Annotated in this window: 18 protein-coding genes; 14 read left to right on the top strand and 4 right to left on the bottom strand. The window is 47.7% G+C overall.

Annotated features, from left to right (window positions below):
* Positions 1-195, top strand: a 195-nt coding sequence (locus E0698_RS27120) for a hypothetical protein (RefSeq protein ID WP_238354105.1), incomplete at its 5' end; no start/stop codon positions are given.
* A gap of 70 nt (positions 196-265) precedes the next feature.
* Here E0698_RS27120 and E0698_RS22725 read toward each other — a convergent pair.
* Positions 266-1,795: a glycosyltransferase gene (locus tag E0698_RS22725; RefSeq protein ID WP_192512977.1), complete on the bottom strand. Its 1,530-nt coding sequence runs from the start codon at positions 1,793-1,795 to the stop codon at positions 266-268.
* A 237-nt stretch (positions 1,796-2,032) separates the two neighbouring features.
* Here E0698_RS22725 and E0698_RS22720 point away from each other — a divergent pair, with 237 nt between their 5' ends.
* The 3 genes from E0698_RS22720 to E0698_RS22710 are packed head-to-tail and all read left to right on the top strand — an operon-like array spanning position 2,033 to position 4,713.
* Complete coding sequence (locus E0698_RS22720; protein WP_192512976.1) at positions 2,033-2,902, top strand: glycosyltransferase; 870 nt, start codon at positions 2,033-2,035, stop codon at positions 2,900-2,902.
* 33 nt (positions 2,903-2,935) lie between these two features.
* Positions 2,936-4,075, top strand: coding sequence for a DegT/DnrJ/EryC1/StrS family aminotransferase (locus tag E0698_RS22715; RefSeq protein WP_149094069.1), 1,140 nt, complete (start codon positions 2,936-2,938; stop codon positions 4,073-4,075).
* Positions 4,072-4,713 (top strand): acetyltransferase, encoded by a 642-nt coding sequence (locus E0698_RS22710; RefSeq protein WP_192512975.1) that lies wholly within the window; start codon positions 4,072-4,074, stop codon positions 4,711-4,713. The genes E0698_RS22715 and E0698_RS22710 overlap by 4 nt, the downstream gene beginning before the upstream one ends.
* Before the next feature lie 95 nt (positions 4,714-4,808).
* On the opposite strand, the gene E0698_RS22705 is transcribed toward E0698_RS22710, so the two are convergent.
* Positions 4,809-6,389, bottom strand: a complete 1,581-nt coding sequence (locus E0698_RS22705) for an alpha-L-rhamnosidase-related protein (RefSeq protein WP_192512974.1) — start codon at positions 6,387-6,389, stop codon at positions 4,809-4,811.
* A gap of 22 nt (positions 6,390-6,411) precedes the next feature.
* Positions 6,412-7,815, bottom strand: coding sequence for an MFS transporter (locus E0698_RS22700; RefSeq protein WP_202895032.1), 1,404 nt, complete (start codon positions 7,813-7,815; stop codon positions 6,412-6,414).
* A 349-nt stretch (positions 7,816-8,164) separates the two neighbouring features.
* Between E0698_RS22700 and E0698_RS22695 the strand changes: the two genes are divergently transcribed.
* The 7 genes from E0698_RS22695 to E0698_RS22665 all read left to right on the top strand — a co-directional run bounded on the left by E0698_RS22695 (position 8,165) and on the right by E0698_RS22665 (position 17,590).
* Complete coding sequence (locus E0698_RS22695) at positions 8,165-10,234, top strand: bifunctional aldolase/short-chain dehydrogenase (RefSeq protein ID WP_192512972.1); 2,070 nt, start codon at positions 8,165-8,167, stop codon at positions 10,232-10,234.
* A gap of 371 nt (positions 10,235-10,605) precedes the next feature.
* A complete protein-coding gene (gene rhaI / locus E0698_RS22690) occupies positions 10,606-11,826 on the top strand; it encodes an L-rhamnose isomerase (RefSeq protein ID WP_192512971.1) in 1,221 nt (406 codons plus the stop codon).
* The gene (gene rhaB / locus E0698_RS22685) at positions 11,823-13,298 is read left to right on the top strand and encodes a rhamnulokinase (RefSeq protein ID WP_192512970.1); all 1,476 of its coding nucleotides are present in this window, start codon (positions 11,823-11,825) and stop codon (positions 13,296-13,298) included. The genes rhaI and rhaB overlap by 4 nt, the downstream gene beginning before the upstream one ends.
* A gap of 20 nt (positions 13,299-13,318) precedes the next feature.
* Entirely contained in the window at positions 13,319-14,077 is a 759-nt protein-coding gene (locus tag E0698_RS22680) for a DeoR/GlpR family DNA-binding transcription regulator (RefSeq protein ID WP_192512979.1), read from the top strand.
* A gap of 519 nt (positions 14,078-14,596) precedes the next feature.
* Positions 14,597-15,325 carry a (Fe-S)-binding protein gene (locus tag E0698_RS22675; RefSeq protein ID WP_192512969.1) on the top strand — a complete coding sequence of 243 codons (729 nt, stop codon included), beginning with the start codon at positions 14,597-14,599 and terminating at the stop codon, positions 15,323-15,325.
* On the top strand, positions 15,322-16,842 hold the full coding sequence (locus tag E0698_RS22670) for a LutB/LldF family L-lactate oxidation iron-sulfur protein (RefSeq protein WP_192512968.1): 1,521 nt from the start codon (positions 15,322-15,324) through the stop codon (positions 16,840-16,842). Before E0698_RS22675 ends, E0698_RS22670 begins: the two co-directional genes overlap by 4 nt.
* Positions 16,835-17,590, top strand: coding sequence for a LutC/YkgG family protein (locus tag E0698_RS22665; protein WP_192512967.1), 756 nt, complete (start codon positions 16,835-16,837; stop codon positions 17,588-17,590). Before E0698_RS22670 ends, E0698_RS22665 begins: the two co-directional genes overlap by 8 nt.
* Before the next feature lie 17 nt (positions 17,591-17,607).
* Here E0698_RS22665 and E0698_RS22660 read toward each other — a convergent pair whose 3' ends face one another.
* Positions 17,608-18,015 carry a CHRD domain-containing protein gene (locus tag E0698_RS22660; RefSeq protein WP_192512966.1) on the bottom strand — a complete coding sequence of 136 codons (408 nt, stop codon included), beginning with the start codon at positions 18,013-18,015 and terminating at the stop codon, positions 17,608-17,610.
* A 170-nt stretch (positions 18,016-18,185) separates the two neighbouring features.
* Between E0698_RS22660 and E0698_RS22655 the strand changes: the two genes are divergently transcribed.
* From E0698_RS22655 to E0698_RS22645, 3 genes are all read left to right on the top strand, one after another.
* Positions 18,186-18,608, top strand: a complete 423-nt coding sequence (locus E0698_RS22655; RefSeq protein WP_192512965.1) for a hypothetical protein — start codon at positions 18,186-18,188, stop codon at positions 18,606-18,608.
* 299 nt (positions 18,609-18,907) lie between these two features.
* Entirely contained in the window at positions 18,908-20,068 is a 1,161-nt protein-coding gene (locus E0698_RS22650; RefSeq protein WP_238354104.1) for a rhamnogalacturonan acetylesterase, read from the top strand.
* A 143-nt stretch (positions 20,069-20,211) separates the two neighbouring features.
* Positions 20,212-20,538 carry an MGMT family protein gene (locus E0698_RS22645; RefSeq protein ID WP_192512964.1) on the top strand — a complete coding sequence of 109 codons (327 nt, stop codon included), beginning with the start codon at positions 20,212-20,214 and terminating at the stop codon, positions 20,536-20,538.
* Positions 20,539-20,542: the final 4 nt, after the last annotated feature.

Here is a 20,542-nt window from a genome sequence, read left to right as displayed (position 1 = left end):
TCCTCACCAAACGCTCACGTATATCCTACTCAAAAACAAGGGCTATCCCAAGCAGCCATTTCATGGCTTTTGGGACAACCCCATTTTTTTGTCTTAAATTGTGTTTACGAATTTGTCGGTGAAGGAATCACCGCATTGCTATTAAGCAGTTCTGCTGTAACGAAAAAAACCTTTGTCGAAGTCTCATGGAAATAATTCTGAGAGACTTCGACAAAGGTTTTGGAAAATAATTGTTGGCTAATATTCTAATCAGCATTGTTGCAATTTAGGGCAACACAACCACTTTCTCTTTACAGGACGCAACAAATTTTCCATATTGAATACAAGTTTCTAATGAATCATTTGGCTCCATTGGCCACCATCGTATGGTCCCCCTGGGAGCTTTGGAGGCATAGGTTTCAATTTCTGATGGAATTCGACCTACAACCACAATTTCAATCTCCCTAAAGTTGTTTTCAATGCCCTTTTGGAGTGTCTTAATTAATTGCGTATGCTCTATTTCAGGGCAGGAATGGGGGATAGGGAACAATATCGAGAATCTTGAGGTATCTTCTTGAATAACGTGAGCAGATTTCCGGGCAGGATCATCCGTAGAAGTCTCCCATATACGACGATAAGGCAATTGCTCTGGTAAATTAAGCTCTTTCAATCTCATTTGAATCCTTTGAAAATAGCATCTATTTAGTTCCCCTACAAGAACCTGAATCTGCTTATTTCTGAGGAATGTAGTGTTATTTCCATTTTCGTTACGATATTGGATATATATCAAATCGGGGATGTTTACAAATTTAGTACAAAGAAACGTCCGGACCAGCATATCGTAATCATCTGCTACCAGCAGTTCATTGCGATGGCCTCCGATCAGATGATAACAGTCCCTCGTCCACGCACGGGGATGATTGGGTAAACCGACCAAATGACGAATGGTTTTGCCATTAATGGTCGTATGTTTTTGTGCATTTTGCCATCTGTTCATTTCATGCAGCCAGACTCGATAATGAACACTGTAACCAAAGCCACAATCCCAGCCATACCAATGTGCATGATTGCTCTCTGCATACACTTCAGCACAATCCCCATAAACAAAGCCACAGTCAGGGTTTTGTTGAAATGCTTTGACGATTTTCTCCAGGCAGTCAGGAGTTAGCTCATCATCATGATCGACTTCTACCAAAATTTCCCCAGTACATAGACCTGCTGCAAACCTTTTGATGGCCCCTATATAGCCATTACGGGAATCCTGGCGATATCTCCGCACACGGTGATCCTCTAAAGGGAGTAAATACTCCTTGTATGTCTCATCTTCATCACCGGAATCATCCACGATTACCCATTCCCAGTTCTTGTAGGTCTGCTTCAATAAAGATTGATAAGGTCGTAGAATTTTTTCTTTTGACCTGTAGCTGGCAGTAAACACGGATATTAAAGGTGTGTTTGAAGAAAAATGTGTTGGAGGAATCGTTCTATTCTCCGGAAGAGGATCTGTTGCCTTGAGCCAGCAGAAAAATAAATGCATAGGTTGAATTTCGTCTGGTGATTGGAAGTGCAACCAGCGTTTTTTTTCGTGACCAGGCAACGCTTTTAGTGCTGAAAATTCTCCCCACTCTTCTCCGAGCGAGATGTAAACCCGAGGCTTTTGGAGGCTATTGTCTATTAGTGGATGATCAGCCTCATACAAGTTTATTGTAATGTGATTTTCTTCCAATCTATCTATCAATTCTTTTACATCATCCTTTAAAACCTTCTTCGATACAAATAGATGAGTTGTCAGTAGCGGAGTGAAATTCAATGGCATGATCATTCCCCTTTACCAGTTTCGAACACCAACGAGAGGAAGGTGCCGATTCAGACGTGAGTTATTGTTTTTATTGAAGCATTCATTTTCCTGGCATCATTTTATTTCCCAGTAATATATATGTATGTGTATGTGTACGGGGATGTGAGGAAAATGCCAGCCCATATGAACATAGCAAATAAATCGTTTGAAACCTCCGGCGTAGACACCTAAGCATAAAAGAAAGGTGGAGTAAGTGTGGAATGCCCATTAGTAAGTGTAGTTATACCTGCATATAACCGGCCGCATACACTAAAAATCGCCATCGACAGTGTATTGGAACAAACTTACCCGAACATCGAAATCATTATCTGTGATGACAGTACAACGAATGAAGTACAAGAAATGCTTGAAGATTCTTATTTAGATTCTTTTACCCAAATTAAATATTATAAAAATGATAAAAATCTTTTCCTCGGAAATTGGCATAAATGTTTTGATTTGGCGTCAGGTGAATATATCAATTACTTGATGGATGATGACATATTTCATAAAGAAAAAATAGCAAGGATGATCTATTTCTTTGAAAATTTCGAAAATATCACACTGGTTACCTCGTATCGGCAAACCATTGATGAATCAGGGGCTATTATCCCACCGCTCTATGCAACGGAAAGGCTGTACGAAGAAACAAGGATCATGGACGGAAAAATGCTGGCAAACGTTGCCTTAACTCGTTGTTTAAATGTGATTGGTGAGCCTACGACAGTGTTTTTCAAAAAAACAGATCTTATCGAACGGTTTGGGGTTTATAAAGGAAAACAGTATTCTCTTCTTAATGATTTAGCTTCCTGGTTGAACTTACTATCCAAAGGAAAAGCAGTTTATATTCCTGAAGCACTAAGCTATTTCCGAATACATCCCAATCAAAATAATCAGACGCTTGGTCAAAATGCGTTCACGGAATGGTTAGATATTATGATTGCCTCAAGAGATGATGGATTTCTTGATACTAACGATTTGTTTAAAACTGCACTTCATTCTTATCAGGAACGTATAAGGGGTCGTCCACAATTTGTAGCAGATATTAAGCGAATTGAAATGATATTAAAAACATTGGAATCCTAGCTTGCTCATCCCATGTACAAAGGAGGCTGGCTCATGTTCGACATTCCCTTCTTACGACCTAACTTAGTAAAAAAGGAACGATTTATTGCCAATTTTGAGAAAATAGAAGAGACGCGGATTTACTCCAATTATGGTCCCTTAAATAACCTGTTTGAAGAGCGGGTCATTGCGCAAATGTTTGATGGAATCGGTTCGGCTGTAACCGTTCATAACGCTACCATCGGGTTGATTTTGGCGATTTCTCAAAGCAAGCGACCACAGGGCAAATATGCAGTTATGCCAAGCTTTACTTTTGCTGCCACCCCACTTGCTGCTGAGTGGTGCGGGCTAGAACCCTACTTCCTTGACATTGAACCGGAGAATTGGCAAATGAATAGGGAGCAGTTAGAGCAGGCAGTCAAGCTGCTGGGGGATGAGATTGCGGTAATCGTTCCTTATGCCACTTTCGGTACAGCCATTGATTTATCCGTATACAATAAGCTGCAGGAGCAAGGAATTCCGGTAGTCATTGATGCTGCTGCCAGCTTTGGAACGATAACTCCCGAGGAAGCCACCCATTTTGGTAAAGGCTTTGGAGGAGCTGTAGTATTCAGCTTTCATGCCACCAAATCTTTCGGTATTGGAGAGGGTGGATTGGTATACAGTTTGGACCAGGATCTCATTAAGCGAATTCGTCAGGCAGGGAATTTCGGTTTCTCCAGCAGCAGGGAGTCTGTCTCCCAAGGTCTTAACAGTAAGATATCCGAGTATACCGCTGCTATCGCTTTAGCCACTCTCGATCATTTCAAGACTGTACGGGAGAATAGAAGGACTATCTACGAATATTATCTTCAAGAACTGCTCCAAGCAGACTTATTAGAACGAGGATGGTCTGTACAAAAAACGCAAGGATCGGTTGTCCATCAATTTATCCCTATTCTTAGTCCGGATTCACACACTAATCAAGAGGTCGTTAAGTTATTAGCCTCTAATTCAATAGAAGCCAGAACCTATTTTTCTCCGGCATGCCATCAGCAGAAGCAGTTCCAGAGTTATACGCGATCTGCTCTTCATGTTACCGAGCATATTACCAAACATATTGTCAGCCTGCCCTTGTGGGAGGAGCTGGACGAGATTATTGTTCGAAGAATTGTGAACGTTCTAGGGAGCCTGGGAAGAGAGACAGCCAGATGAGGAAAATCGTTATTTGGGGATCAGGCGGACATGCAAGGGAAATCAACTGGTTATGTGAAGAGCTGGGAGTTCAAGTGGTAGGTTTTTTAGACGAACGGCCTGAGTCGAAAGGGCAGATCGTTAATGGCGTTCCTGTACTGGGGACGTTGACTGACATTGAAGCGTTAAAATATGAGGTAGAGCTGATATGTGCGGGGGTGGGTGATCCGGCATTAAAGAAGCGATTTGCTTATCATACAATTCAATCGGGATTTCGTATCGCAGCCCCGCTAATACACCCCCGTGTTCGTTTCTCTCGAAGAAATACCATTGGAGGGGGAAGCATGATCTTTGAGGGGGCTGTCCTGTCGGACAATATTAAGACCGGACATCATGTAATTATCAATCGGAGTGTTAACGTCAGTCATGATGCGGTTATTGGCGATTATGTAACTATAGCCCCCGGTGTGAATCTGGCAGGCAATGTAACCATAGATGAGGGAGCCTATATCGGCATTGGAGCCTCGGTACGGGAGAAACGTCACATCGGTTGTTGGTCTATAATTGGTGGTGGGGCCTTTGTTAAAGAGGATATACCCGAATTTACCTTGGCTGCAGGTGTACCAGCAGTCGTTAAAAAACGACTTGATATTCCCTGAACCTACCAGACGAGGGCAATTAAGTGATTTACCTACCAAAAGCCCGTGCTGGAAAAGGTTCTTAAAACCCGATCCCGGCACGGCCTTATTATATTTTAAAGCTTATACTTACGAATCAAATAGGTTGGGGTGCAGCTCCACGCGTGACAGTAGCTGTTGATCAGATAACTGCCGTAGGGTGAAAAGGCTTTATTATGGGGATCGTACAATTCCCAGAACGTGTCCGCTCCATCCCGTAGCATACCTCCCCAGTAGGACTTGAGATGTTTTACGGCCCCGTCCCGGTCACCTGTGATCAGCAAAGCTTCGACCAAATAGTGATGCATATACGGTGTCGTCAGGCCGATATCCGGTTGCTCGGATAGCAAGCGTTGCATGAGAGCTGCGTTTTGCTCTGCATCCAGCACCTCGGCCAAAGCCATCCAGATTTGTCCGGCCCACGAAATTTGGCGGTTGGGACCGCTGACGAAGAAGCCTTGCTTTTCATCCCATAGTTGGGCCAGTGTTGCGGTCGTAACGTCCTCCAACCGCTGGTTCAGGAACGGAAGCTTGTCAGGATCAACCTGTTTAGCCAATCGAATGGCCCGTTTTAACGTGTAAATAAGTATGGCTTGAGAAGGGGCTTGCTTATCCAACTGCTCATGCCAGTCGATAAAAGACCACCATTCGTTGGTATGCGGCGGGAGGTGCTGTTCATTCAGACGCTCCAAAGCCAGTTCCACTTGTCGGTAGGCTGTCGGCCACAGCTCCTGCAAAGTGCTGCTGTCCCGAGTGGCCTCAAAGTAATCGTACAAACTGACGGTGAATAACAAAGAATAGTCGAACAAATACGTATCATCCGGTATGAGCGATGGCGTAATGAACAGATTCGCTGCGACTTGGCCGCGGTCATCCGGTACTCCTGCGAACAAGTAGAGGCAGCGTTTAACAAGCTCATTATTGCCAAAAGTTTCATAATTAGCTAACGCCTGAAGTCGCAAATCGCCCAGCCACAGTCGTCGATCCCGCTTGGGGCCATCCTCGAACACTTCCTGCATACAGTTTTGCAGGGTACGGATGCTGACTTGATCAATATCCCGCAGGAGTGGATCAGCATGTTCCATCGGGACAAGATGTGAAGCATCTGCCGAGGTTACAGCCTGAATCTGTATGTCATCGAAGGCTACACGATATTTCATGGACGTATCTTTAATTTCAAATTTGACATAACGGAAACTGTAACGACGCGGTAACTCGATGACACCAGGCAGCACGTCAATATATAGCGTTTCCTCCTGTAGCCATGAGCTGCTAATCCAGCCTGTATAGTTGGAAAAGGGCTCTGCGACTTCGACGGGCATTTCACCAAAGGTCAGCTTGAGATGAAGTGGCGCATCCGGCGGACTGCCGACTGAACGAACAGAAAAGGACAAATATCCCACCTGATGCGTGCCAAAGTCGAGAATAAATTCATCTCCCTTGCCGTAATGCTGCTGCGACAGCGTGGAAACGGATTGCACCGGATGTGTTTTCCAGCCATGCATCGCGTCTGCATCATGGACAATCTCGACCATTTGCTGTGGATCGACAGTGGACGTATTCAAATGCGGTTGTGCTTGAACCGCCTGGTTAATAAAAGCTTCATTACGTGCAATTTTTATTTTGTCAGCTTGCTGAATAGGAGATGTTTCTGACATGTGAATGCCTCCTTTAGGATAATTAAACCGATTGAGGAAGGATATCTTTATTTCCATGAACATTCGAAGTGTTCTCGCCTTCAGACGCATCCTGCGCTTGATTTCGTTCCTGAATGTCGTTACGGATTTGCGGGAAAATGTGATCCAGACGATAAAAGTACATAATAATCATCGAAATGACCGTTAAAATCAGCGGAATGATGAGATAATTCAGTTGAATGGCGAACAGGCCGGAAGCGCTTTGTGTTTGATTGGGAGCATAATTCCCCCACGTTAAAAATACACCGGAAACAGCACCTGCCAGAGCCATAGCTACCTTTCCGATAAAACCATTCAGTGAAGAAATAAAGCCGGCTGCGCTAATGCCGGATTTCCATTCCCCGTAATCAACCGGGTCGGCTTGCATGGAGAAGTAAATTGCTGTCCGAACGCCGTTCCCTAGGGCAGAAATGACAGCACCGACGATTAAACCGAAGATGTTGGTGCCAGAAATAAGCATGATCAGCATACCTGTAACAGTAACAGCGCTTGCAATCTGGAACAAATTACGTTTGTACATACGCCGGGCAAGCATTGGGGTGACAAAGGTACCGATGATCGGAATAAGGGAACCCATTCCTGCGACCAGACCGATCAGATCCGGGCGGTTCACATAATACGTGAAATAATAAATCAGACTGCCTTGATGAAAAAACATGCCTCCGAACATAAAGATAATGTTGGCTGCGAAGATGTACCAGGGTGTATTCCCTTTAAGCGCAGAAAAGGTTTGGGCAACCGTCACTTTTTCCTGCCGGAGCTTTACTTTTTCTTCTACATTTTTGAAGGTTACAAAAAACAACATCATATCCACAAACGAGAAAATAACCATTGTCCAAAAGAATCCGTGCGCCTGTGATCCGTTACCTAGCATACGGACCAGCGGCATCGTCAATACACTAACCGCCGTAGCTCCAATGAAAGAAAAGATAATACGGGTCGTCGCCAGCACTGTACGTTCCTGTCCATCCCGAGTGAGGCTCGGCAAAATGGAAGCCATCGGGATATTGACCATCGTATACGCCAGCGATAGGCCCATATAGGTGAAATACGCGTAAATCAGTTTACCGACAGGACCGATATCCGGCACGTAAAAGGTAAGAATACCCAAGATACCGAACGGAATAGCTCCAAACAGAAAATAAGGCCGTGATTTTCCCCAGCGTGTACGGGTTTTGTCGATAATAATCCCCATAATGGCATCCGCCACACCATCCACAACGCGTGTAACTAACAGCAGCGCACTGACCGCAAGTACCTGTAGCCCCATGACATCCGTATAGAAAAACATTAAATAGAGCGTGATCATTTGCCAAATCAAGTTACACGCAAAATCGGCAACTCCGTAACCAAGACGCTGTTTCCAAATGCCTGCCTTTGTAACCATACTCATCCCTCCGTAGACCTCTATGACGCCGATACGACATGATTAGAGGCTAAAATCAGTAGTCCAGCTTCCTTGAAGAGGCTGTGCTTGTTGCAAGTTGAATGAGGCGGCTCCGGATTGCCTTCCAAACTCACATTTATTAAAGCGCTTTCTTTTTCGGATGGCAATTATCGTTTTACAGATCAATGTATTCGTTTTACAGGTTATTCAAAATTAAAATTTATTTTTGATTATTTTTGTATTTCTTATTTTCAAATGAAAACAAAAGTGTTATAGTCTCCATAAACCAAGAATAACCACTGTAATAAAGCAGTTCAAAACTAAAACTGAACTTGGAGGTCTTTTTCCTATGGTACAAAGTCTGTGGAATTCTTCACAAGCATCTGAGCAAAAAAACACGCTGGAACAGCTCGTATATCGTTCTAACCTTATCGGCACAGACAGGAGCGTGTGTAACTGGGGAGGCGGCAATACTTCGGCCAAAACAACGATACAGGATTTTCGCGGGCGTGAAGTAGAAGTAATGTATGTCAAGGGCAGCGGTTCCGATCTTGCTACAATGAAAGCGCATAACTTTACAGGGCTTCGTATGGAGGATATCCGTCCCTTGTTCGAAAGGAAAGATATGTCTGACGAGGATATGGTTGCGTATCTGGCAAATTGTATGATAGATGCCAAGCATCCGCGTGCTTCGATTGAGACACTATTGCACGCTTTTTTACCTTTTAAACATGTGGATCATACCCACCCGGACGCCATTATCAGCTTGTGCTGTGCGCATAACGGCAAGGAAATTGCGAAAGAGATTTTCGGTGACCGTTTTGTATGGGTACCTTATATTCGTCCTGGTTTTAAGCTGTCCAAGATGATTGCTCAAGGTGTACTCGATCATCCGCAAGCAGAATTGGTATTGATGGAAAAGCACGGTCTGGTTACATGGGGAGAAACTTCCGAGGCAGCCTATGCGAAAACCATTGAAATCATTCAAGAAGCAGAAAGCTATATTAAGGCTCGCCAAGAGGAAAAGCAGTCGTTTGGAGGCGTAAAATATAAAGCGCTTACTCCTGAGGAACGCCGCAGTATTGCGTCTAGCGTCATGCCATCCGTTCGGGGAGCGGTCAGTGATGAGAAGAAAATGATCCTTACCTTTGATGATGCAGAGGACGTGCTGGAGTTTGTAAATGGTCAGGATTCTGCTGTATTGTCACAGGTCGGGGCAGCGTGCCCGGATCATCTGGTTTATACCAAGGTGGTGCCGTTTTTTGTAGACTGGACACCGGACGTGGAGGATGTCGAGGGTTTAAAAATAAAGCTCGTAGAGGGTATCGCAGCTTATAAGGAGCAATACCAAGCTTATTTTGAACGCAATCGGCATGAAGGAGACGTTATGTTTGAGGCCGCGCCACGTGTGATTTTAATCCCGGGCATCGGCATGATTAACACAGGCAAAAGCTGGAGCAACGCACAGGTGAGTGGCGCTTTGTATCATCGTGCTATCGCGGTGATGCGGGGTGCGACGGCGTTAGGACAGTTTGTTTCGCTCAGTGAAAACGAATCGTATAATGTGGAATACTGGCCCTTGGAGTTGTATAAGCTGTCACTCGCTCCGGCAGAAGCGGAATTTTCACGCAAAATCGCGCTCATTACAGGCGGTGCAGGCGGAATCGGCAGTGCAACCGCACGCCGTTTGGTGGATGAAGGAGCACATGTCGTGCTGGCCGACCTGAATCTGGAAGGCGCGCAAAAGGTGGCCGCCGAGCTGAATGACCACTACGGAGAAAACCGTGCTATTGCAGTCAAAATGGATGTGACGCAGGAGGACCAGATTCAGGATGCCTATGCGGAAACCGCGCTAACCTACGGCGGTGTGGATATCATCGTCAACAATGCGGGGCTGGCCACCTCCAGTCCATTCGACGAAACGTCATTAAAGGAATGGAATTTGAACATAAACGTGCTGGGCACAGGTTATTTTTTGGTAGCACGGGAAGCGTTCAAGCTGATGAAGGAACAGACGCTCGGCGGCAGCATGGTGTTCGTCGGCTCGAAAAACTCCGTCTATGCAGGTAAAAATGTAACGGCCTACAGCTCGGTCAAGGCGCTGGAAGCGCATCTCGCCCGTTGTATTGCCGCAGAAGGCGGCCAATACGGCATTCGGGTAAATACGATTTTGCCGGACGCGATTCTGCAAGGCTCCGCCATCTGGAACTCCAACTGGCGCAACGAACGCGCCGCCGCCTACGGTATCGAGCCAGATCAACTGGAAGAACACTATCGCAAGCGGACGACGCTACTGGTAAACATTTACCCGCAGGATATCGCCGAGGGCATTGCCTTTTTCGCCTCATCCAAGGCGGAGAAAACGACAGGCTGTATGCTCACCATCGACGGCGGCGTCCCCGCAGCCTTTACACGCTAGGAAGTAATAATCTGAACTTAAAAGTTAGTCTGTTGGAATACTTTCAAATAAATCTCTGATTATATGATAGTTAGCTCTGTCGAATAAAAGAAACGTAAATAAGTTATAATTACTTATTTGCGTTTCGTGTTTTATGTTTTTCCGAAACTATACACACTAACACTATTAAAATAGAAGTGACTTTATGGGTGGTCAGCAGCGGAGCGGGCGGAATTGTTCTGAAGAAGCGTAGCGTTCGCCTTTGCAACGGGATTTTAACCTTATCATATGTTATAAAATGAAAAAATCCCGTTGCAACAGCGATCGGAAGAACAATCCGCACGCGAAGCGGCCTCCCCATAACTCACTTCTTTTTCCAAGGAGGAACCACGATGAGTGACAAAGCGTACGCTCTATTAGAGGAACAGCAGCAACAAAGGGGCATTGACCTGGAACAAGTAAAGACAAAGCTGAAAGCGCTTAGCATAGAAACCCCATCATGGGGCTATGGCGACTCAGGTACACGGTTTAAAGTTTTTCAAAAAACAGGCGTGCCGCGTGATCCGTTCGAAAAGCTGGAGGATGCCGCACAGGTTCATGCAGTAACGGGATTGTGTCCATCGGTCGCCATTCATATCCCGTGGGATAAGGTGGATAATTACGGCAAGCTCCGCAGTCATGCCGAAAGCCTCGGATTGCGGCTTGGGGCGGTTAATCCGAATCTGTTTCAGGATGAAGATTACATGCTCGGCAGCGTCACCAATGTAGACCCGGCAATCCGCCGCAAGGCAACAAACCACCTGCTGGAATGCGTGGATATTGCGAAGGAAACGGGTTCCAACGATTTTAGCCTATGGTTTGCAGACGGAACGAATTATCCCGGTCAGGGAGACATCCGCAAGCGGAAAAATTGGATGCTGGAAGCACTCAGCGAAATGTATAAGGCGCTCACGCCTGATATGCGCATGCTGATTGAATACAAGGCGTTCGAGCCAGCCTTTTATCATACGGATATTGCCGACTGGGGCATGGCGTACAATTACGCGACCAAGCTGGGACCGCAGGCACAGGTGCTGGTGGATACAGGGCATCATTTGCCGGGAGCCAATGTGGAGCATATTGTTGCGTTTCTAATTGATGAGAAGCGACTGGGCGGTTTTCATTTTAACAGCTACAAATATGCGGATGATGATCTGATCGTGGGCTCCGCGAATCCGTACGAGCTGTTCTTGATTTTTTATCAAATTTTAAATGCGGCTCAGGATGTGGACGCAGATATTCGGCATACGGTGGACAAAATTGCTTATTTGATAGACCAGTCGCACAATATTGAGCCAAAAATCCCGGCGATGATTCGCTCGGTGCTGAATGTGCAGACTCAATATGCGAAGGCGTTGCTGATCAATCATGCAGAGGTGGAAGAAGCAGCGAATCGTCAGGATGTGCTGGGTGCGGAGGATGCTGTGCGCAAGGCGTTTGAGTTCGACGTTGCACCATTGCTCAAGGCAATACGTGAGGAGCAAGGGCTACCCGCTGATCCGATGAAAGCCTATTTAGCGTCTGATTATGGCACGCAGATTTTGCAAAGAGGCAAGGGTGGTGCTAGCTGGTGAGCATCCTCGCATATGATTTGGGGGCAAGCAGCGGCAGGGTTCTGCTCGGACGATTGACGGATTCACGTATAGAGGTGGAGGAAATCCATCGATTTTCGAATGATCCGGTCAAGGTCGGGGAACGTCTGCACTGGGATATTTTGCGTCTGTATCAGGAGGTTCAGCAAGGACTGCTCAAAGCCAAGCACATGGGAGTGAACCCGTCCAGCCTGGCGATTGATTCCTGGGCGGTCGATTTTGGACTGATTGGGGAAACCGGAGAATTGCTGGGTAACCCTTATCATTATCGGGATTGGCATACTCACGGGGTGATGGAGGAAATCCAGGAAGGACTAGGCAAGGAGTTTATTTTTCAGCGCACAGGGATTCAGTTTTTGACATTTAATACGATGTATCAGTTGGCTGCTATGCGAAAGACGAGATCGCCGTTGCTGGAGCAGGCAGAGCATTTCTTGATGATTCCCGATCTGCTGCGGTATTTTCTGACGGGTGAAATGGTTAATGAGTTTTCCAATGCAACCAGCACGCAGTTATATAATCCGTTGCAGCAGGACTGGGATGATGAGCTTTTGTCCGGTATCAGCATTCCCCGTTCCTGGTTTGGAAAGGTACTGGAGCCTGGAAGTGCCGCAGGTACGATCCGTTCTTCGGTCATGACTGATCTGGGCATCGGAGCGATTCCTGTCATTGCGGTCGCGGAACATGATACGGGATCTGCTGTGGCTGCGGTGCCTGCGCTGGAGCGATCATTTGCCTATTTAAGCTGCGGAACGTGGTCCCTGATGGGAACGGAAACCCCGCAGCCCGTGATCAACGATGATACGCTGAGGTTTAATTTTACGAACGAAGGCGGGGTGGGTCGAACCTACAGGCTGCTTAAAAATATTATGGGCTTGTGGATTTTACAGGAGGCACGCAGAGAGTGGGAGCGTCAAGGAACCTCCTATTCTTTCCCCGAGCTGGTACAGATGGCGGAGCAGGCTCCGGCGTTTGCTTCATGGATCGACCCGGACGATGAACTGTTTTTACATGCCGGAGATATGAAAACACGCATACGCCAATATTGCCGTAATACCGGACAGCCTTTGCCGGAGACACCGGGGGAGGTCACACGCTGTATTTTGGAAAGTCTGGCGTTGAAGTACCGTTACGTTTTGGAGCTTACGGAACGGGTGTCAGGACAACGGTTTAACGGGTTGCATATGGTCGGTGGGGGAATTCAAAATCGGCTGTTGTGCCAATGGACGGCCAACTCTATTCAAAAACCCGTGTGGGCTGGACCCGCAGAAGCAAGCGCAATCGGCAATCTTGCGGTACAATGGATGGCACAGGGAAAGTTCGCCGATATATGGGAAGCACGCCGGGTCATCGCGGATTCTATTTCCGTAGAGGTATATGAACCTGCCGAGTCGGAAGCGTGGGAGGATGCCTACGGACGATTCCGGCGGGTGGCGGGATTTTTTGTACATTAAAGATGTGGAGTGAGATTGCCATGCTGGTCGCAGAAAGATATGAGATGATCGTACAGCTCGTCAATGAAAAAGGAAGCATACGTGTGTCGGAGTTGAGTGAGCTGTGCAAAGTGACGGAGGAAACGATCCGCCGCGATCTGGACCGTCTGGAGCAGGCGGGACGGTTGCGCCGTTCGCATGGGGGAGCGGTTAGCGTCAAAAACGAGCAGCCCGAAACGCCCTATGCGGTACGGGAAATTATGAACGCAGAGGAAAAGCGCCGGATTGCCGAGGAAGCAGTAAAGCAGATTCAGCCGCATGATCGTATTTTGCTGGATGCCAGCACGACGGCCTGGTATATGGCGTCGAATTTGCCGGATATTCCGCTGACGATATTGACGAATTCGATCCGTGTAGCAACAGAGCTGGCGGGTAAGGAAAAAATCGAGGTCATTTCGACCGGAGGACAGTTACTACAGCGTTCGCTGTCATTCGTAGGCCCGCTCGCGGAGCGCTCGTTGGAATCGTATTATGTGGATAAATTGTTTTTCTCCAGCCAAGGTGTGCATCTGGACCGGGGCATTAGTGAATCGAATGAGCTGCAAGCGCGTTTGAAGCAGAAAATGGTCAGCATTGCAGACCGCGTGATTTTACTGGCAGATGCGAGCAAATTTGGGCAGCAGGCGTTTACGCATGTCGTGAAATTGTCGCAGGTGTCCGAGATTATTACGGATTCGCGGTTGTCGGACCCCATTCGCAGTCATTTGGCAGAGTTGTCGATTCCGGTAACGGTTGTGTAAAGCGTGCAGTTTTCGGGGGGGAGACCGCTCCGCGTTTCATTTGATCTTACGATCGCTGTTGCAGTGGGATTCTTTGATGATGTAAAACACGTATAGGTGAGAATCCCACTGCAAAGGCGAGCGCTGACGCTTCTCCAGATTCAAATGAACCGCTCCGCTGGTATCCTCCGAAAATGAATTTTTATTGTAATGAGTAAGTGTCGGTTCAACCCTAATGCCGACAGACTAGATCAGACGTTCCACAGGCAAATGGTTTAACATTAAAATAATTAGAAAGCGTTTACTATCTATTTAAGATGAACTTGTAAAATGTACACGAAAACGGAGTAGGCGGAATGGTGCTGTACAAGCGGTAGCGGTCGCTTTTGTCCCCGGATTTCTACTCTGATGAAAGGCTTTATTCAAGAAATCCGGGGGCGGTGGCGATGGGAAGCACCATCCGACTGCGCAGTGGAGCAATAGGTAACTTTTAAGCTCAGTTTATAAATAGCTATTCCATGTATGGAAGGGGTGTTCCGTATGAAGGCATCGTTATTTATTACCTGCCTGAGTGATGCGATTTATCCCAAGGTGGGGGAAGCGATGGCACGCTTGCTTGCCAGATATGGTGTTCAACTGGATTTTCCGAAGGTGCAGACATGCTGCGGACAGCCGTCCTATAACAGCGGCTACTGGGATGAAACGAGGGCAGCAGCGAAAACAATTTTGAAAGCGTTTAACGACAGCGACTTTGTCGTATCGCCCTCCGGTTCCTGCACTTATATGATTCATCATTATCCGGAGTTGTTCAAGGATGAGCCGGAATGGCTGGACTCAGCGCGGCGACTGGAGCAAAAGACATATGAGTTTACGCAATTTATGGTACAGGTGCTTGGCGTGACCGATGTGGGCGCGTCTTTTCCGCATACCGTAACCTACCATCCGTCTTGCCATGGTACCCGTTTGTTGGGCGTGAAGGAGGAGCCGATGCAGCTACTTGGCAGCGTAAAGGGCTTGCAGTTGGTGCCGCTTCCTTTTGCCGAGGATTGCTGTGGCTTTGGCGGGACTTTTGCGGTAAAAATGTCGGATATTTCGGGAGCCATGGTGACGGAAAAGGTGGATCATATCAGGGAGACGGAGGCCGAGGTGCTGGTTGGACTGGATATGGCCTGCCTGATGAACATTGCGGGAAATCTCAGGTATCGGGAAGAGCCGGTTCGGGTTATGCATCTTGCCGAGCTGCTGTTTGAAGGGGTGAAGCACGCATGACCACTGTACATTCACATTCGATGAGCCAAAAGGTCAAAAAACGCGCCGAGCTGGCCTTGAACGACGATTTTCTGCGGAATGCGGTCCGTTTCACGACGGAGCGTTTGCGTAACGGCAAGCAGGCGGCTTCAGAGCAGCATGGGAATTGGGAGGAATGGCGTGAGCGGGGCCGTCAAATTCGGCTGCATACCATTGCCCATCTGGACTACTATTTGAACTTGTTTGTGGACAATGCCCGGGCCAACGGGGTGCATATCCATTTTGCCGATACAGCAGCAGATGCGGTACGGATTACGCTGGATATTGCTGCCCACAATCAGGCCCGGTCTGTTGTTAAATCCAAGTCGATGGTGTCCGAAGAGCTACATTTGAATCAGGCGCTGGAGGGCGTGGATATCGAGACGATTGAAAGTGATCTCGGTGAATATATTATTCAGCTTGCAGGCGAGGCCCCATCCCATATCGTCATTCCGGCGATTCACAAAAACCGCTATCAAATTGCCGAACTGCTGTCCAAAGAAGCGGGGGAGGAACTGTCTGCGGATACGACGATTTTGGCTGGTTTTGTCCGCAAGAAGCTGCGTGAAAAGTTTCTGGAGGCGGATATTGGCATGACAGGCTGTAATTTTGCCATCGCGGAGACGGGTTCCATGGTACTGTTTGAAAATGAAGGCAATGCGAGGATGGTATCCACTTTGCCCAAAACGCAAATTACGCTGATGGGTATGGAACGGATTATTCCATCATGGACGGATTTGGAGGTCATGGCTACATTGCTGCCACGTTCCGCTACCGGACAGAAGCTGACGATGTATATGTCCGGCATTTCAGGCCCACGACGCAGCCAAGATGCCGATGGGCCGGAGGAAATGCATATCATCATCGTAGATAACGGACGCTCGCTTCAGCTAGGCAATCCTGAGTTTCAGGAGCTGCTGAATTGTATTCGTTGCGGGGCTTGCCTAAATGCCTGCCCGGTTTACCGTCACATTGGCGGACATGCGTATGGTGGGACCTATAGCGGCCCTATCGGTGCGGTACTTACGCCTGCCCTGCATGGCAACATCGAAGAGTGGAACGACATTGCGAGTGCATCCAGCCTGTGTGGTGCGTGCTATGAAGCTTGTCCGGTCAAAATACCGCTGCATGATATGCTGGTTTATTTGCGTAGACGCAAGGTGGAGGCAGGACAAGGAGATAAGCTGGAGACGGCGGGGATGAAGGGGTTCGCGACAGTGGTTTCCAGTTCGAAGCGATTCGCAGCAGCGATTCGGCTTGGGCAGATTGCCCAAAAAGCGGTCGTCCGTAAGGGAGAAATTACCCTTAAGGTTGGCCCGTTAAAGGGCTGGAATACGTACCGTGTGGCTCCCTCTCTGGCGAAAAAATCCTTCCGTCAGCAATGGAAAACACTGGAGCATGAGTTGGAGCAAGAACGCAAAGCTATGCAATCGGATGTCCATAGCCGAATGGAAACGATTTTGGCGGGTAGAAGTAAAGGAGGTAGGCAGTATGAGTGAACAGCATAAACCTTCTGCGCAAGCAAAGACCGCCCATGAAGCGTGGCTCCATCAAATGGAAGCGGAATCCCGCGCCAAGCAGGTACGCTTTATGGATGGCATCGCAACGAAGCTCAAGCGTCCGCGACAGACGGAGCCGCCCGTGCAGCCGTTTCGCGGTGCCCCTGCATTTTGGCATGAATTCGAATGGAGCGCGGAGCAGCGCATCGAAGAGTTTACCGCCAACTTTACAAGTGTTGGCGGGCATGTTGTACGTCTGCCGAATCTGGAGCAGACGGCAGACTGGATCGCGCGCAAGGCGCGAGAGCTGGGAGCGGCTTATATCATCCGGCAGAATGAGCCGGATCTGGATGCGCTCCAGTTGGAATCGGCGCTGCCAGAAGCCCGTCTATCGGTGTGGAACACCGATCCAGTCGAGGACTGGAAGGCACGCGCCGCCGAGGCGGATATCGGCATCGTTATCGCCGACGAAGCCGCCGCCTACACCGGATCGGTAGCGGTGCTATCCTCGCCGGAGAAGGGCCGCGCAGTCAGTCTGCTGCCGACCGTGCTGATCATTCTCCTGCCGGTGGAGCGTCTGAAGACGCGGCTGGGCGAAATTTTAAACCGCTTTGATGAGGTTGGACGTGAGCAATTGCCCGCAGGTATTCATTTTATTACCGGACCCAGCCGCTCGTCGGATATTGAAAATGATCTGACCATCGGTGTACACGGACCCGGCATCGTTTATACGTTGTTAATAGGCTAGTTTTCGTCATACGGTGGTTACTTGCAACGTCTGATCTGTCCACGAATGGCTCCATCTGGATACCGAACGGTGTGGACATTAACGTAAGCATTGCCTTCTCTGATTTGGCAAACTAAATCATAAATGGTTCTTCCTCTGAGTGGACCGACGAGGTCACATGCACGCAGCACGCCGCTGACAACGCCTCTTTTGACTGTAATTCCGAATTTGGAAGGGCCGAACAGGACAGCTACGACCGGACCATTTTCACCCTTGCGTCCCAGATGAATATGCGCTTGGGTTACCCGTGAAATGTTGCGTACAGTAAGTTCGAATTTTAATTGCCGACGTTCCTTATGGTAATGAAACTCCGCATTTCCCGTGGCATTTGTTCTGACAGGAGGTACTTCATGACTCCCCCTTAAGGTGGCTTTAAACCTAGACATTACATCGCTCCTTTTCCCAGTGTTGGTTTAGTGTATTCATGGGGCCAGGGAAAGGGCTGTACATTCGCCTATAAAGAGAAAGTTGTGTGTTTAGCAAGTTATTTAGTCCAAGCATATAATCTTCCCTCTTCATAGACTATGAGTATCTGGTAGAGAGAGGGGGGGAAAACATGGGAACATTTATTGATGGAAGAACATCTCAAAATGCCTCATTTGCAAACTCTATTGCCATTCCGATTACTGTTTTGAATACGCCGCAGTTGTTTGGGCAGATCGGATTAAACACACTGGGAATTACAGGCACGCCGCGGGTTCTGCTTAAAGGTACTCTGTCGGTTCAACTGCCACTGGCTTTAGTAGGAATTACGATCACTATTGTAAGAGGTACCTTGCCAACCGATCCACTTGTTTACTCGGCAACGTCTACGTTTAGCTTAAGTATAACGGCTCCTCAGGTCATCGCGTTCTCGGCTGATGACTTTAACCCGCCGATTACGCCACAGTTGGTGTACACCGCTTTTGTTTCTTCGAACCTGCTGGGTACGATACGGGTAGGTCCAGAGAGCTTCGACGGTATTTTGGTTGGAGACTAATGTAATGTTATAAATGAATTAAATTTCAAAAAGGTTCCTTCTGTACGAGGCCCCGCAGGTGAATATGTGCGGGGCTTATTCATTAGGATATTTACATAATATACCCTTATTCTATAATGTTTAAGAGTGCGATTGATTTGAAAGGGAGTGATCGGATGAATAAGCAGGCCTTCGCCTGCATAGGAATCAAATGGGTACAAACCTGTATCCATGAGGTAAAAGAACACAATTTTTTGTATGCGCTTACAAAAGCAACTATGTCCTTAGGTTATTCTACATTTTGAAGGAGGAATGATGATATGAAGTGGATGAAAGGAATGACCAGTATGCTTTTGGTCGCTTTATTATGTAGTACGCCGGGCTTGAATGGGACTACGCCTGCGTATGGAGCGGCTGGCGATTACAAATTTGATTTTGGTGCGGGGCCAGTGGAATCAGGCTATACCGGGGTGAACGCATCCCTGCGATACGATGCGACGCGTGGTTATGGCTTTCATACACCCGAGAACGTACGTAATGTAGGAGCATCCGGTACTGGCGTCGCTAGTGATGCGGTACGGTTTCTGACGACCGGTACGAAGAGCGAAAATACATTTGATGTGGATCTTGATCCAGGATTATATGAGGTATCGGTCACGCTAGGAAATACGACCCGAGCGAGCGTTGCCGCCGAGGGAGTCTATCAGGTCATCAATATGACGGGGGACGGAGCGAAGGACCGTTTTCAAATTCCCGTGACCGATGGGCAATTGAATTTGCTGATTACTGAAGGTAAAGAGGGAACCTCTTTTGCAATAAGTGCATTGGAAATCAGGCGATTGTCTAACAACCCCGTTACGAATCGGACGATTTACATCGGCGGGGATTCTACCGTCTGCAATTACTATCCACTGGATAGCAGCGTGCAGGCCGGATGGGGTCAGTTATTGCCACAATTCGTAAACACGAATACATTCCAGATCCGTAACATGGCGTCAGGGGGGCAAATTGCAAGGGGCTTTCATCAGGACGGTCAGCTCGAGGCCATCGTCAAATACATTAAGCCGGGGGATTATTTCATTCTCCAGTTGGGCATTAATGACACCAACCCGAAGCATAACGAAAGCGAAGCGGAGTTTAAGGACTGGATGCGGGATATGATCCGGCAGGTCAAGGCCAAGGGGGCAACCGTAATCCTGTCAACACCGCAGGGGCGAGCTACGGATTTTAACGCCAACAATGTACACACTGCTGAAAATAGATGGTATAGGGGCTCTATTTTAGCGCTGGCTCAAGAGGAACAAACGCCTTTGGTCGATCTGAACGTTCTTAGCTCAGCTTATTTTACCTCTATTGGCCCGCAAGCCACACTTGCCCTGTATATGAACGGTGACACGCTGCATCCGAATGTTGCGGGAGCAAAGGAACTGGCACGTCTAGTAGCTAAGGATTTAAAAAGGCAGGGTCTAAGCGGATTCTAGCCTTCGCCAACCGAAGACTGTGGGTGCTATAATGATAGAAAAACAGCGCGAGAACCGGAATGGTTCTGTTGTATGGTATCAGCACTGTTTTGAGACGTGAAGACCACAGTTGACGGCTAGGAGAAAGGAGATTCGACGATCACATGCAGCCTTTTACAGCTCGTGTATTAAAAATAATCCAGTCCATCCCTGAGGGGAAAATCATGACCTACGGACAAATTGCAACGGAAGCAGGGAGTCCGAGAGGGGCGCGTCAGGTGGTGCGTATTTTGCATACGCTTAGCAGCAAGCACCGCTTGCCCTGGCACAGAGTTGTAAATCGATTGGGAGAAATCGCGCTACAGGACGATGAAGGAGCTTCTTTACAAAGGCTGCTTTTGGAAGCAGAAGGTATACAGTTTATGGAGAACGGACGAATTTCGCTGAAAAAATACCTGCATGACTCTCAAGCGATGACAGAAGACGAATAGATAG

This window comes from Paenibacillus sp. 23TSA30-6, assembly GCF_014858585.1.
Lineage (GTDB): Bacteria > Bacillota > Bacilli > Paenibacillales > Paenibacillaceae > Paenibacillus.
Note: the sequence above shows the minus strand (reverse complement) of the source record. Positions and strands in the feature narration are given on the sequence as shown.

Bases quoted from the DNA above. Each gene is read 5' to 3' on its own strand.
- E0698_RS22725 (WP_192512977.1), bottom strand. From the start codon at position 1,795: ATGCCATTGAATTTCACTCCGCTACTGACAACTCATCTATTTGTATCG.
- E0698_RS22715 (WP_149094069.1), top strand. From the start codon at position 2,936: ATGTTCGACATTCCCTTCTTACGACCTAACTTAGTAAAAAAGGAACGA.
- E0698_RS22710 (WP_192512975.1), top strand. From the start codon at position 4,072: ATGAGGAAAATCGTTATTTGGGGATCAGGCGGACATGCAAGGGAAATC.
- E0698_RS22705 (WP_192512974.1), bottom strand. From the start codon at position 6,389: ATGTCAGAAACATCTCCTATTCAGCAAGCTGACAAAATAAAAATTGCA.
- E0698_RS22700 (WP_202895032.1), bottom strand. From the start codon at position 7,815: ATGGTTACAAAGGCAGGCATTTGGAAACAGCGTCTTGGTTACGGAGTT.
- E0698_RS22695 (WP_192512972.1), top strand. From the start codon at position 8,165: ATGGTACAAAGTCTGTGGAATTCTTCACAAGCATCTGAGCAAAAAAAC.
- rhaI (WP_192512971.1), top strand. From the start codon at position 10,606: ATGAGTGACAAAGCGTACGCTCTATTAGAGGAACAGCAGCAACAAAGG.
- E0698_RS22680 (WP_192512979.1), top strand. From the start codon at position 13,319: ATGCTGGTCGCAGAAAGATATGAGATGATCGTACAGCTCGTCAATGAA.
- E0698_RS22675 (WP_192512969.1), top strand. From the start codon at position 14,597: ATGAAGGCATCGTTATTTATTACCTGCCTGAGTGATGCGATTTATCCC.
- E0698_RS22670 (WP_192512968.1), top strand. From the start codon at position 15,322: ATGACCACTGTACATTCACATTCGATGAGCCAAAAGGTCAAAAAACGC.
- E0698_RS22665 (WP_192512967.1), top strand. From the start codon at position 16,835: ATGAGTGAACAGCATAAACCTTCTGCGCAAGCAAAGACCGCCCATGAA.
- E0698_RS22660 (WP_192512966.1), bottom strand. From the start codon at position 18,015: ATGTCTAGGTTTAAAGCCACCTTAAGGGGGAGTCATGAAGTACCTCCT.
- E0698_RS22655 (WP_192512965.1), top strand. From the start codon at position 18,186: ATGGGAACATTTATTGATGGAAGAACATCTCAAAATGCCTCATTTGCA.
- E0698_RS22650 (WP_238354104.1), top strand. From the start codon at position 18,908: ATGAAGTGGATGAAAGGAATGACCAGTATGCTTTTGGTCGCTTTATTA.
- E0698_RS22645 (WP_192512964.1), top strand. From the start codon at position 20,212: ATGCAGCCTTTTACAGCTCGTGTATTAAAAATAATCCAGTCCATCCCT.